General features: G+C 44.2%; 11 protein-coding genes and 1 pseudogene. 3 read left to right on the top strand and 9 right to left on the bottom strand.

Features of this window, described 5'->3' with window-relative positions:
- Positions 1-104: 104 nt before the first annotated feature.
- Positions 105-2342, bottom strand: a pseudogene (locus tag H6G03_RS34930) (ATP-binding protein); the annotation flags it as partial.
- A 519-nt stretch (positions 2343-2861) separates the two neighbouring features.
- Positions 2862-3275 (bottom strand): hypothetical protein, encoded by a 414-nt coding sequence (locus tag H6G03_RS34925; RefSeq protein ID WP_190475132.1) that lies wholly within the window; start codon positions 3273-3275, stop codon positions 2862-2864.
- Between the two features lie 517 nt (positions 3276-3792).
- On the opposite strand from H6G03_RS34925, the gene H6G03_RS34920 reads away from it, so the two are divergent.
- Positions 3793-4998, top strand: a complete 1206-nt coding sequence (locus H6G03_RS34920) for a pentapeptide repeat-containing protein (protein ID WP_190475130.1) — start codon at positions 3793-3795, stop codon at positions 4996-4998.
- A gap of 172 nt (positions 4999-5170) precedes the next feature.
- On the opposite strand, the gene H6G03_RS34915 is transcribed toward H6G03_RS34920, so the two are convergent.
- Positions 5171-6055 carry a hypothetical protein gene (locus H6G03_RS34915; protein ID WP_190475128.1) on the bottom strand — a complete coding sequence of 295 codons (885 nt, stop codon included), beginning with the start codon at positions 6053-6055 and terminating at the stop codon, positions 5171-5173.
- Positions 6056-6268: 213 nt separating this feature from the next.
- Between H6G03_RS34915 and H6G03_RS34910 the strand changes: the two genes are divergently transcribed.
- A complete protein-coding gene (locus tag H6G03_RS34910) occupies positions 6269-6727 on the top strand; it encodes an ester cyclase (RefSeq protein WP_206756666.1) in 459 nt (152 codons plus the stop codon).
- Positions 6728-6872: 145 nt separating this feature from the next.
- On the opposite strand, the gene H6G03_RS34905 is transcribed toward H6G03_RS34910, so the two are convergent.
- Positions 6873-7943, bottom strand: a complete 1071-nt coding sequence (locus H6G03_RS34905; protein WP_190475124.1) for an aldo/keto reductase — start codon at positions 7941-7943, stop codon at positions 6873-6875.
- Between the two features lie 32 nt (positions 7944-7975).
- Positions 7976-8371, bottom strand: coding sequence for a VOC family protein (locus H6G03_RS34900; protein ID WP_190475123.1), 396 nt, complete (start codon positions 8369-8371; stop codon positions 7976-7978).
- A 447-nt stretch (positions 8372-8818) separates the two neighbouring features.
- On the opposite strand from H6G03_RS34900, the gene H6G03_RS34895 reads away from it, so the two are divergent.
- Positions 8819-10438, top strand: coding sequence for a methyl-accepting chemotaxis protein (locus H6G03_RS34895; protein ID WP_242060533.1), 1620 nt, complete (start codon positions 8819-8821; stop codon positions 10436-10438).
- Positions 10439-10604: 166 nt separating this feature from the next.
- Here the strand turns inward: H6G03_RS34895 and H6G03_RS34890 are convergent, their stop codons facing one another.
- The 4 genes from H6G03_RS34890 to H6G03_RS34875 form a co-directional block, all read right to left on the bottom strand.
- Positions 10605-10973: a type II toxin-antitoxin system PemK/MazF family toxin gene (locus H6G03_RS34890; RefSeq protein WP_190475121.1), complete on the bottom strand. Its 369-nt coding sequence runs from the start codon at positions 10971-10973 to the stop codon at positions 10605-10607.
- A complete protein-coding gene (locus H6G03_RS34885) occupies positions 10973-11227 on the bottom strand; it encodes a hypothetical protein (protein WP_190475119.1) in 255 nt (84 codons plus the stop codon). Before H6G03_RS34885 ends, H6G03_RS34890 begins: the two co-directional genes overlap by 1 nt.
- 71 nt (positions 11228-11298) lie before the next feature.
- The gene (locus H6G03_RS34880; RefSeq protein WP_190475117.1) at positions 11299-12792 is read right to left on the bottom strand and encodes a CIA30 family protein; all 1494 of its coding nucleotides are present in this window, start codon (positions 12790-12792) and stop codon (positions 11299-11301) included.
- Positions 12793-12832: 40 nt separating this feature from the next.
- Positions 12833-13168: a XisI protein gene (locus H6G03_RS34875; RefSeq protein WP_190475135.1), complete on the bottom strand. Its 336-nt coding sequence runs from the start codon at positions 13166-13168 to the stop codon at positions 12833-12835.
- Positions 13169-13311: the final 143 nt, after the last annotated feature.

The following is a 13311-nucleotide window of genomic DNA, read 5'->3' as shown; positions in this document are numbered from 1 at the left end:
TACTTCAGCTTTGCTCAACTTTTATCTATCGAGTCGATCGCGTCAGTAAAACTTTACTCTTAGGAGTTTAGACATCGCACCTGCGGTGCGATAGTCTAAACTCCAGTAAGTAAATCAACACCGTAATTGAGTTGGTTAACTAGAGCAAAAATATTTTCTTTTCGGTCTTCTGGTGTTGTGGAGTGCAGCAGCAGTTGACCGATTTTTAGGTGAGTCTGTTTCTTCTCTTCATCGGGAATCAGAGAATAAGCTGCTTGCTGCACTCGGTCATGTAAAAACTTGTAGTCTACCTTGACATCAGTTAAGGTAATACTGCTTGATTCTTCCTGATTAAATACCAACGGAATTTTGTACTCATTGCTTAGAGGCAAAATCAAACCTGCCTGAAGTGCTGACCACAACTGTGCGGCAGTGACTAAAGAGGATTCCTCATTGACAATTGACAGAACTTCTAAGTTAAAAGTGTTGCCAATACAAGCTGCCAGTTTTAATACTTTCTGCGTCTCATAGGGCAGTTTGCGGATATTTCTAGCAATCAGTTCTACAACGTTATAATCGGTAATTCCAATCGCTTGAATTCGATCTAAATTCCACTGCCAAACACCCGAATATAAGTCATAGACTAACAAGTTTTCCTGGTAAAGTGTTTTGAGCAGTTGCGTTAAGAAGAAGGGATTTCCCTGAGTTTTATTGAAAAGTAATTCAGCTAGCAGCTTGGAACGAACCGATTCGTTTAAAGTATCCGCGATTAATTCTTCGACGTAAACCAGTTGTAAGGGGCTGAGTACGATGTTATTTACAGTCGCACCCACTTGTTGAATTTTTTCAATCGTCTGAATTGTTGGATGAGTGGGAGAAACTTCGTTATCTCGATACGCGCCAATTAGCAATAAATATTTGTTATCGGTATCGGTTATCAGCAATTCAATCAATTTCAGCGATGCTGAATCCGCCCACTGCAAGTCATCTAAAAAGACAACGAGGGGGTGTTCAACCGTTGTAAATACGCCGATGAATTGTTTAAATACCCCATTAAAACGGTTTTGAGATTCCGTCGCTCCTAGTTGCGGTACGGGTGGCTGTTTACCAATAATTAATTCGACTTCGGGAATAACGTCGATGATTATTTGCCCGTTAATTCCTAACGCAGATAAGAGTTTCTCTTTCCAAGTTTCGATTTGCTTAGAACTTTCTGTGAGTAATTGCTGAATTAACGATTGGAAAGCTTGAATCAGGGAAGCGTAAGGAATATTGCGCTTAAACTGGTCGAATTTACCTGCAATGAAATATCCCCGTTGGCGGACAATGGGTTTGTGAACTTCATTCACTAAAACAGTTTTACCGATGCCGGAATAACCGGAAACCAGCATTAATTCGGTAGTGCCAGAAGCAACGCGATCGAACGTTTCCAAAAGGGTGGCAACTTCTGCTTCCCGTCCGTAGAGTTTTTCAGGAATCAATAATTGACCTGCTTTGTCAGCACTACCCGGAATAAAGTTGGAAATAGTTCCCACTGTTTGTAGCTTCATCAAACAGGTTTCTAGGTCAAATTTTAGTCCATTAGCACTTTGATATCTGTCTTCAGCAGTTTTTGCTAATAGTTTCATCACGATGTCAGAAATTGCTTGCGGAATTTCTGGATCGACATCTTTTGGCGGTACTGGTTGTTTGGCAATATGGCAATGAACGAATTCCAGCGGATCGTTTGCTGAAAAGGGCAACTGCCCTGTCAGCATCTGATAAAATGTAACTCCTAGAGAGTAGAAATCGGTGCGGTAGTCAAGCGATCGATTCATCCGACCTGTTTGTTCCGGTGACATATACGCAAGTGTCCCTTCCAGCAAGTTGGGACTGCTGAAAGACTGGGTTTCTCTCGTAAGGCGCGTGGCGATGCTGAAATCGGTGATTTTAATTTGCCCGGTTTTAGGGTTAATCAGGATGTTGTGGGGTTTAATATCTTTATGAATAACGTTGTTTTGATGCAGATCTGCCAGAGTAGATGCTAGTTGAATGCCGATGCGACAAAACTCGCTTAATTGCAAGTGGCGATCGCTGATAAAGTTTTTCAGGGATTCTCCCCAAAAATCTTCCAATATCAGCGCCATACTGTTATGCCAACTTTCCAAAGTATACGCCTTAACAATTCCTTCTATCCCCAGGAATTCTAGTATTTTATACTCATGCCTCAACCGAGTCAGATCTTCAATATTTGGATACTCGGCTTTGAGGGCTTTAATTATAACTGATTTTTTATCTGCTTCTCTAGCTGCGCGATAAATAACCGTATTGACACCTTCGTGAATGGTTTCGGTGACTTTGTAACCTGTAAGACTGATGCTCATTTTCTTTTACCGATGCCGATATAGTTCATAGTGTGATTTTCAGGGGCTGCGATCGAATTAGGATGTCGCCTCTACAGAGAGAAATTTGACAAAAAAATTTGCGCCGGAGAAGTAAACCATTCCCCAGCGGCTCTAAAAGCCTCCCATGAATAATTGTTGTGTCATCACTTACGCGCCAGATAGATACAACTTTATATCTATTATTCCCAAATTTATTATCAAATCTTCCCATTATTTTTAAAATTTTTTCAAACATTTATTTATATAAATAAATATAAATAGCGCTCCCCAATTACTTTCTTTTTAAGAAATAAAATTAAAATAATCTTAAGAAAAGCAGTAAAAATAAAATAATGGTATTAAATTGCAGGGACAAAACCCGTGTCGATCGAGGTCAAGCACTCAAATTTCCCAGCCCGTTTTTTTGGCTATGGGAGAATGGAGAATGCTTGTAGAATAAGCGTTTTCCCCAGATTCATTCCTGATACCAAATCCAGGTGTGCAACCGCTCAACTAAAGCTACGCAAACCTACTCAAAGGCTGCCCGATCCAGTCAAACGCACGTGGGTCAAGCATCACAGGGTTAAACGGCAAACCCTTTATTCCTTGGTCTAAGACATCAGGAATTACTTTTCGAGTGATATTAAATGAACCATTCACATCGGCATTTAATAACCTACCCTTTGCTGTTTTATACAATCCTCTCGCTATTCTATGTCCCTGAAACACTGGTTTTTTTGCCCCATATTTAGGTACATCGTCCCGGAGGTGGTAAAGTTGGTTAAAGTTTAATTTCTGGTGGTGTGCAAAGAAGTGTTGACGATAATGATAATTAGCTAGGTTAAACAAATTTTTCGACAAAAAAGCCTTCTGGTCAATTTCTGACCACAGAGGATGGTTTTTTGTGATGATATGACGTTCCACTAGCTTCATGTTTTGATTATACCCAAGGAAGGGCTTTGTGAAAACCACTCTCGCCAAAAATTTCTCACTATTGGCATTTAGCTATAATAATGAAGAAGATTGAGCAGGATTAGCTAGATTTTTGGCAACTGCATTTACCACCCTTTTTCAGGCTCAATATTCTTCTCCAAATCCCCCACTCCCCCGCTCTCCCGCTCCTACTTGGAATAACAGGGGTAATCGAAGCGGATTTGGTATGATGCCCCATTGCCCCGCCGCCCCTCTTAACAATTAACAATTTTCACTCCTTTGGAGGAACCACAGGGAGGAGGTTAGCAGTCTGTAATAAGAGACAAAATAAATAAAAGAGGAAATACGCGCTCGTGCAGTAGCTTAAAAATACTGCCAACCCACGAGCCAACTAAATGACTTTCCGTTGGCAAATGTAGAACCGATATTAAGTTGAACCGCTCGCAAGCGCGGGTCATTCATAAACTGGATTAAATTGTAGGATAGCAAAATTTACCTATACCTTTAGGTGAGTAAAATGAAACTAACCATTCTTTTAACTACCGCTTTAATCGTTAGTTTTGGCATAGCCGCTCCTTTGCGTGCGGCAGATCGCAATGACCTCAGAAGGCTGCTGGACAGTAATGAATGTAGGAGGTGTGACCTCAGAGGTGCCAATCTCAGGAATGCCGACTTAGAAAATGCTGACCTGGAAAATGCCGACTTGGAAAATGCCGACCTCCGAGGTGCCAATTTGAGGGGAGCTGACTTGCAAGAAGCTGACCTCCAGCGTGCGGATCTCAGGGAAGCCGATTTCAACAGAGCCAGATTGAGAGGGGCTAACCTCAGAAATGCCAATCTGGACTATGCCAACTTCAGGAATGCTAACCTGGAGAATGCTTACCTCAATGGTGCTTATCTGGGAAATGTTTATCTGGATGGTGCCAACCTCAGAGGTGTTTACGGGTATGATTCCTCGCGGCGCGATCGCTACAGTCGAGATCCTTATTACAACGATCGCGATCGCTACAGCCGAGATCCTTATTACAACGATCGCGATCGCTACGACAACAATCGCAATTATCGCTACAGAGAAGACGAAGTTAGGGAAATTTATCGAGAAGTTCTCGGTCGCGAACCAGATTCCAGGGGTTTGCGAACCTGGACTGACGCTCTCGAACGCGGGCGATCGGTGCGGGATGTCCGCAGGGAAATTGCTCGCAGCTCGGAAGCACAAACAGCCATCCAGCGGATTTATCGAGAAGTTTTGGGACGGGAAGCCGATTCGAGAGGACTGCGAACTTGGACCGATCGCTTATCTTCCGGACGCTCCTTAGAGGAAGTTCGCCGCGAGATAGAGCAGAGCGAAGAAGCTCGCAACCGCAGAAGCCAACCGATCCGCATTCAGCCGCCACCACCTTCCGGTGCGATCGCCCCAGTCCCACCCTCCTACCCAAGCCTCACACCAACAGCTCCAACTCCACCCCCGAATCCACCAGTCCGAATCCAGCCCACCCGAATCCAGCCGTCTTCATCTGGTGGATCTACGGTGCAGCCGTACCGAATCCAGCAGTCAAATCCACCAACGAGCGCACCCACGCGAATTCAGCCCACACGAATTCAGCCATCAACTCCACCTGCGGTACAAGCAGCCCCAGCCCCAGCACCTGCCCCAGCACCAGCTCCAGCTCAGCAGTCCGCTCCCGCTCCCGCCGTACCGATCCGCATTCAGCCCAGAAGTTAGCAGAGGGAGTGGGGGAGCGGGGGAGCGGGGGAGTGGAAGAATAAATATTTTCCTTTATTCTTTCTCTTTTCCCTCTCCCTCTTCCCTCTCCCTCTTCCCTTTTCCCTTCTCCCTCTCCCTCTCCCTCTCCCTCTTCCCGACGCCCTAACCCCTAACCCCTAGCCCCTAGTCCCTAACCTAAGAAAAAGATTCCCTGATTGGTATCTTGGTCGGCTAGCTGTAGAGATTGCACGCCTTCGACTAAAGCGACCAAATCTCCTGTATTGGTAGATATGCTCACACCAGAAGCCCTGTTACCGATCGCCGCAAACGAACCCGCAGTCAGAATGTAGTCGTTGACGGTTCCGGTTAACTGGATAGAATCTTTCCCGCGTTCAAAGTACTTGATGTAAGCGTAGTCGCTATTACCGCCACCCACGTATAACCGTTGGGCAACTGGATTCGCCGCCGTTCTGCCAAAGCCTAATATAAAGGAATCGTTCCCGAATGTGCCGATCAACATATCCGTCTCGCCGACTCCCAGACTCGTCGGTCTGGGGTCGGGGGCTCCCCTGTTAACGAAAACGTCCAGACCGACTCCCACGATACCGTTTACCGGGCCGTTACCCGTAACGATATCATTGCCCCTGCTTCCTGAAGACAGAGCCAATTTATTTTCAAATTGTCCCAGACGGATGTAGTGAGCTTCCGCAGATGGAAACTGCCGGGAAGCAACTAAAGGCCCGACATCCTGATAAAGGGATAAGTAATAATCTTCGTTGAAGCCAACATTAGTAGGAACTACAGGTGCGCCGGCACGACCTTCGGCTTCTCCGTACAAGATAAAATGTTGCAAACCCGAACGGAAAGAGCCAGCGGTGACGGCATTTCTGACATCGGGGTTGGCTGCTAAATACTGCGCTTCGTTCCAATAGGGGGAGACGAGAGTGCGGCCTTCTTGTAAACCAAATCGTTGAAAATGTTCTAGGCCCGAAACAAAGCCTCCGGCTGCAACTGCTGCCCTAATATCCGGGTAACTGTTCAGGTAGAAGGTTTCATCAAAAATGGCAAAAGTCATTAATTTGGCTCCCTGATTTTTGAGTTGAAATTGGTTGGCGATCGCTCCAGGTCTTGACGCCGAATTCTATGTAAGTTGTTCCAAGTATAAAAGCTGGCTACAATCGTTTAATTCTTGTTTCGATCGCACCTCATCCACTTGATTCACCCGATCGGGTGACTTTTTCCTCTGTTGGAGTGATGTTACACAACCGTTACTACTCGGACAATGGTATTGTTCATAACCAAACGCCGTAAAGTAATCTCGATGTTAGTTTCCGAACCTAAAGCCCTAGCAGATAAGTGGTTTAAAGACATTTTTACCAAAGGGAAACTGGAAATTTTAGATAATCTAGTTGCCCCTGACTTCATTGCCCACGGTCAAGGCAATCAGATCGACTCCTTTGGCATTGAAGATTTTAAGGCATGGCTGCGTTGGTATCGAGACACTTTTACAGATCCAGTATGGCAAATTGATGATGCGATCGCCACACAAGATAAAGTCGTCTTGCGCTATTCCGGTTGGACTACTTACCGAGGCGGTTTACTCGACATTCCTCCCCATAATCAGCGCGTGCTAGAAACGGGAATTATAATTTTCCGCATCCAGGATGGCAAAATTAAAGAACTTTGGTGCGAGATGAGCGACTTGCAAGTATTGCAACAATTGGGTGCGTTTCCATTGTTGAGGTAGGGACGATCGACCGGGTTTCTTTGCTTGTTTCGATATCTCGTTACACCAAACTAAAAGACATCTCCAAAAATTCTTGTGGGGTAGGCATCCTGCCTGCCTTTGAGATTATTTTCTGGAGATGTCTAAAGAAACCCGGTTTCTAGGATTATTTAGTAATATTAGTTCCCCCGCTCACAACATTTTTCACCATATTGCTAGCGAGAAAATCGTGGGGAAAACCTAGCTCTATCTTACTTACCTCATCTAAGCGAAGCAGATGTTCTGGGGAGAGGACAAAATCCAAACATTGAAGGTTATCTACAAGATGCCTAAGAGTACGTGCCCCAATAATCGGACTGACAACACCCGGTTTTTGCAATAACCAATTTAAGGCTACTTGTGCGGGCGATCGACCAATTTCTTTGGCTATTTTTTGGACTGACTCGGCGATACTTATATTTTTATCTGTGAGCTTGCCAAACTTTTCGTTAAAGTCTTTACGCAGCGCCGTTTCTTGATTGAAATTTGCCTCTTCTTCCACTTTGCGATTGTACTTTCCAGTCAGAACTCCCCCACCTAGAGGAGACCAAGGCACAACGCCGATATTCATTTCTTGCGCCATCGGAGTCAAATCTCGCTCGACTGTTCGTTCGATTAAACTATATTCAATTTGCAGAGCAATAAAAGGAGTCCATCCTCTCAACTCGGCAAGCGTATTCGCCTGAGAAACTTTCCAAGCAGGTGTATCGGAAATTCCAATATAAAGGATTTTTCCCGCTCTCACTAAATCGTCGAAAGCTCGCATCACTTCTTCTACTGGTGTGCGAAACTCCCACATATGTAACCAGTAAAGATCGATATAATCTGTTTGCAGGCGTTTCAAACTTGCTTCTACAGATTGAATCATATTTTTGCGATGATTTCCACCTGCATTTGGATCGCCTTGATGTGTATTGCAAGTATATTTAGTTGCAATTACAAGTCGATCTCGGCGGAATGACATGAATTCCCCTAAGTATGCTTCGCTGGTGCCACCAGTATAGGCATCTGCCGTATCGATAAAGTTACCGCCTTCCTCTACGTACAGATCGAATACTTTTCGACTTTCTTCTTTGTCAGCTCCCCATCCCGCCTCTGTACCGAAAGTCATAGTTCCCAAACAAAGCGGCGATACGCGCAAACCGCTTTTTCCCAGCAACCGATAATCGGTGAGCGATGTTAATTTTTGAGATGACATTGTTGTGTATCCTTGCTTACAAAGATTTCGTCTTACTTTAATTGATAATCTTGATTGTACTCGACTAATTCGATTTCATTTCCATCAGGATCGGTGACGTAAATCCGGTGTTTTGTCTCCAGCGCTGTCATTGTGTAATATTCAATGCCATGTTTCTCAAGTAGTGCTTTCATGGCGTCGCCGTCATCAATTACAAATCCTACATGATTTATACCGATATTTTCGTAAATGTGATGTACTCGCTCTTCGTTTGGTGTATCGTTGAGTGCTAAATAAAACTGGTTGTTACCTAAGTGCATCCAGCGACTGCCATCGTTTACACCTTCGGCGCGAACATACCAATTGGGGAAAACTGTTTGATAGAAGTTTTTCGCGGCGTCGATATCTTTGCAGGAAAGATTTATGTGTTCAAAGCGAATCAGGTTCATATGTCTATCCTTTTTGTGTAAAAAGATTCCCGTAGGTGGGCCATACCCACCTGCTGACTTTACGATTACCACTAAATAAATCATAATCATAATGAGTATGAGTTGCAACTATCATACGTCTGGCCTAAATCCTGTTGGCTCGATCGAAATTTGGTAAGGTAGACGTACTTCTTTCTCGCTCAGAGAATATTTATGAGACCGCAGAGGGGGACGGGAGCAAAAGAATGCTGGATACTTTTCTGGTGGGAGGCGAGTAATATTGGCTATTATCAATAGACATCTCCTCCAAAAGAATCTCAAAGGACAGGCAGGATGCCTACCCCAAAAGAATTTTTGGAGATATCTAATGAGTTGTACTGATTGATAATAAACTTGCCTCCTTTGTTACAATAAGTCAGCCAATCCCAGAACTGGAAGCTCTTTTAGCACATTTTATGAAAACCAACCATGTTGAATAAAATTTCCAACCGCATTCTACTTGGATATTCGACACCCCTGATCTTCATGATTGGTGTTGGCTTCATTGTGTATTTAACTACTCAAAGATTTGCCGAGACACAGAGGGCTATTCAGCAGGAGTACAGAAGGATTCGACTGGAGGAGGAATTAACTTATGGAGTGGCAAGGATGGCGCGGAATGTTCGCGGTTACGCTGTTTTTTTTGATGACAGCGAGACGCGAGATTCTTACAAAGAAAGCTACAATTCTGGATATAAAGAATTTCGAGACAGAAGTGAAGATTTGATAAAAATTGTCACAGATCCTATCCAGAAAAAAGCTATTTCAGTGTTAATTGAGGAAGCAGAAAATCACCATCAAAAATCCCTAGAAGTTTTGCGGTTGTTTGATGAAAAAAAAGTAGCCGACGGCGCTGAGATGCTGAAGTCGATACGCTTCGCCAACTATGACGAAGCACGCAATGAATTCCTCAACAGGTCGGATTATTTGCTCAACCAAAAGAACCAAGCGCTCGAACAAGCCCAACAAATCCTGTTATTAACTCTTTTAGTGAGTATTTTGTTATCCATTATAGGTACTATCATTACGGCTGCGGCGATTACCTTACCATTAAAACAACAGTTGCCGATCGCCATCGGCGCTACCGAAAAAATTGCACAAGGAGATCTCACTCAGAATCTGGACGCAGCAGAAGATAGAACCGAGATAGGTCAACTGCTGAAAGCCTTTGGGAGCATGACTGAAAAGCTCAATTCCTTGCTCCGCCAAGTACAGCAATCTGGGATTCAAGTCACCTCTTCTGTTACTTCTATTTTTGTCTCCAACAAGAAATTGGAGGCAACGGTAACAGCACAGGCTGCCACTACAAATCAGGTGGCTGCAACAGCCAAGCAGATTGCCGCCACTTCCTCTCAACTGGTGAAGATAATCAGTCAAGTGGAGAACAAATCACAAACAACGGCTAGCGCGGCGGTTGAAAGTCGAAAAGACTTGATGCACATGGAAACAAGTATGGTAAAATTGGCAGGCGACACCGATATTGTTTCGGAAAAACTAGGTGCGATCGGTGCGAAAGCCAATAATATTAATAATATTATTACCACCATCACCAAGGTAGCCGATCGAACTAATTTACTTTCCCTAAACGCAGCGATGGAAGCAGAAAAAGCTGGCCATTATGGCAAAGGGTTTGCTGTGGTAGCCAAAGAAATCGCTCGCCTAGCCGACCAAACAGCAGTCGCCACCCTAGACATCGAGAATATGGTCAAAGAGATGCAAGGGGCGGTTTCTATCGGTGTGACGGAAATGGATAAGTTCACCCAAAAAGTCAAACAGATGGTTGAAGTTGTCCATAATATCAGCCCTAAATTAGAGTCGATTATTGAGGAGGTACAAAGCTTAAGCCCCAGCTTCCAACAGGTGAGTAATCGGATCGAAACTCAGTTACAAGAAGCATCGCAAATCAGCGATTCGATGCTGCAATTGAGTGAAGGTTCCTCGCAAATTGTCGATTTGCTGCGCGGAATTAACGGTGCGATGGAGGAATTGGATAATGCAGCGAAAGGTTTGCGCTTGGAAATCTCTCGTTTTAAAGTGGCTGGGGACTGACGATCGCACATGATATCGCCAAAAAAATACTCCTTATAAATTAATGATACTCTCGATCAATTAAGTGGGAGGTTAGACCCCTGAACCGATAAAATGATAACTGATCGATCTCTCCCACTCTCCCGGTCGATTTCACGACAGTTGAGGTAATTCGCCAACAGTATCATTAATTTGCTGGCTCTGAATTCTCATCATCATAGTCATCAATTTGTAAGGTATATTCCAGCGCTTCCTTTAGCCTCAATAAGTAATTTGCAGAAATAGTTCCTAACTTTTGTATCAATCGCTGCTTATCGATAACAACAATTTGATAACAAAGCGCGACAGATTCTTCCGTTAAACCCCCTTCTCCAGCAGGTATAACAATTGTACCTGGTATTCTAGCACGTCGCAGATTAGTGGTTAAAGGAACAACAACTATGGTTGTAGTGAAGCGCTCTAATATATCTCTCTGAACAATAATAACTGGTCGGATACCAGCTTGTTCTGACCCTCGACTCGGATTGAGATCTGCTAAATAAAGATCTCCTCGCATCAATCTAAATCCTCGCGATCGAGCAGATGTAAATAATCAGTTAAAGATGCTTCTGAAAAAGCTAAATCTTCCTCAGCAAACTCAGCTTTTAGTGCAGCAGCTTCTCGATCGGAAATAGCATCCCAATCCTGAAATAATTGTTTTTTTTGCAAGGAAATGGCAAATTTTAGCACCTGCTCTTGTCCGGACAAGGGCAATTTGGACAAGATTTCATGAAGTTGATTTTGAATATTTTCTGTAGTTTTTGTTGTCATTAACGGTTATTTATCAAGCATTACGCTCGATTTTAGCACATAAGGGTGCGTTAAAAACGCACCCCAAAGTATCAGCGTTTAACTACAGCAGCAGGTTGCAAGCTGCTGAAAAGAGTTTCCCAATTTTGACTGCCGTTGTTATTTTCTGCTTCTTTGACTTCAAAAGTGACATTGCACGCTTTGGGTTGTGCTAGCGCTTGTAGGCACAATTCGGCGATATCTTCCCGGCTGACTTTGCCGCGAATGTTGTCACCTTGCTCGAAAATTAACGGTTTGCCACCCGGTTCTTCTGTTAGCGCACAAGGTCTGATAATAGTATAAGGAATACCGCTGGCTCTGATAACATCTTCGCCGCGCAATTTCCAAGTCAGAATTCCGCCTAATTGGTCATTCATTCTCACTGCTGGCGGTTCTGCTTCTAAGTTTAATCCCGGACGACCGGGACGAGTGACGCCAGCGGAACTAATGGCGATGAATTGCGGACGGTAGTTACCATAAGCTGCGATCGATCCGACTTGCAAAGCAAAGCCGCCCGGTGTAAAGTTGGGGTTGAGCGCTCCGTCGTATTCAAATTTGCTCAGCATCAACTGGAACGATCGCACTTTGCTAGCATTGATTTTTTCGGAGTTTGACAAAGTTTTGGCGCGAAAAACCGGAATTAAATCGGCGAAAGGTACGCGCACACTTATCCAGGTGTTTGCTACCGTGTCGAAAGAATAGCTGTAGGCGACACCATCCCATTGAGTTTCTGTGCGAATGAAGAATTTGTATCGCTTTCCGTCTCCTTTGACGCGCAATTCGATACCTTCGTATCCAGATAAATCTAAGGGAATGTCAAAATTGCGGGTACGGACGGAAGCAAAACCGCCGGAATTGGCAGTCGATACATTGCCGGCAAATAATGCGGTGTTATCTACTAATTGAATACCGCTTTGACTGACGCCACCCATGACGACATCATCGACAGCACCCCAAATGTTTTTTAAGTCATCGGTTGCTTGGCTGAAATCGAAGATGATTTTTTCATCGGATTTAGGGAGATATTTGGCAGCTATTTCTACCAAATTTTTGATGCCTTGATAGTCCACAATTTCCGGACTGTCTACTACTTCTGGCATATAAAATTTGATACCTTGGTAATATTTGGCGCGATCCGGTGTATCTCCTTCCACCGGTTGCACGCGCACTCCGGTACAGCAGACGATCGCACTCACTTCGCTCATCAATGCAGGCGTCAGAGTTTCTGGTATAGTAATATCGCCCTCGCACAATTCCACTTTGTCTGGAAGCATTTGTTTTGCTCTTTGGGAATCTCGAACTAAGGCGCGTACTCGATAACCGCGATCGATCAGTCGTCGCACCACGCGCTTACCCACACCGCCAGTTGCACCCGCTACCAATATCGTTCCCACTTTTTTATCTCCATCAGGTCTGATATTATTATCCTTGGTGCGACCTTGCAGCAACCGTTGTATGCAGTTGAGGAAAGGGATAACCTCGAAATAAGTGAGAGTTTCCACAAATCTGCTGAAATCCCATTGGGAGCGATTGTTTTGTTCTGTCATACTTTGAGGGGCTAGTTACTTCCCTGATGCAGGGGCGAATTTAAGCTATCGCATATCCAGTATACTGCCGGACATTGGGAGCATGAAAAGCCAAAACAATTTTATCTTTTGGAACGCCTGCGGCAACCAGTTCATCGGTAATGCCAGTTTCAATTCCGTCTCTTTGAATCCAAATTTTGCCGTTAACGATTTCAACGTGAACGACACAACCGTGAACTCTGCGTTTACCGTCCCAACCTGACACCATAATGACAAAATTGTTCCGTTCGCGATCGATAATGAATTTACTTTCAAGTTCCCCATGACTGTAAGGAATCCGATGATGTGCTTCTAAAATGCGTTCTATGATATTGCGATACTCTTCTACTGTATCCATCTCAGATGCGGCAAGGGGACTCCCGTTATACAAGGGTAGGGTTAGCGGTCGGGGAATTGCCGCCAGCATTAAAATTGAGCGTGAGCGAATCCTTGTTTTCAGGGTTGTTGATATTCATAGCCGTCAGCCTTATGAATGGTTTT

It is taken from the genome of Aerosakkonema funiforme FACHB-1375 (genome assembly GCF_014696265.1).
Classification (GTDB): domain Bacteria; phylum Cyanobacteriota; class Cyanobacteriia; order Cyanobacteriales; family Aerosakkonemataceae; genus Aerosakkonema; species Aerosakkonema funiforme_A.
Note: the sequence above shows the minus strand (reverse complement) of the source record. Positions and strands in the feature narration are given on the sequence as shown.

Coding starts and splice junctions, on each gene's coding strand:
- H6G03_RS34925 (WP_190475132.1), bottom strand. CDS start 3,275: ATGAAGCTAGTGGAACGTCATATCATCACAAAAAACCATCCTCTGTGG.
- H6G03_RS34920 (WP_190475130.1), top strand. CDS start 3,793: ATGAAACTAACCATTCTTTTAACTACCGCTTTAATCGTTAGTTTTGGC.
- H6G03_RS34915 (WP_190475128.1), bottom strand. CDS start 6,055: ATGACTTTTGCCATTTTTGATGAAACCTTCTACCTGAACAGTTACCCG.
- H6G03_RS34905 (WP_190475124.1), bottom strand. CDS start 7,943: ATGTCATCTCAAAAATTAACATCGCTCACCGATTATCGGTTGCTGGGA.
- H6G03_RS34900 (WP_190475123.1), bottom strand. CDS start 8,371: ATGAACCTGATTCGCTTTGAACACATAAATCTTTCCTGCAAAGATATC.
- H6G03_RS34895 (WP_242060533.1), top strand. CDS start 8,819: ATGTTGAATAAAATTTCCAACCGCATTCTACTTGGATATTCGACACCC.
- H6G03_RS34890 (WP_190475121.1), bottom strand. CDS start 10,973: ATGCGAGGAGATCTTTATTTAGCAGATCTCAATCCGAGTCGAGGGTCA.
- H6G03_RS34885 (WP_190475119.1), bottom strand. CDS start 11,227: ATGACAACAAAAACTACAGAAAATATTCAAAATCAACTTCATGAAATC.
- H6G03_RS34880 (WP_190475117.1), bottom strand. CDS start 12,792: ATGACAGAACAAAACAATCGCTCCCAATGGGATTTCAGCAGATTTGTG.
- H6G03_RS34875 (WP_190475135.1), bottom strand. CDS start 13,168: ATGGATACAGTAGAAGAGTATCGCAATATCATAGAACGCATTTTAGAA.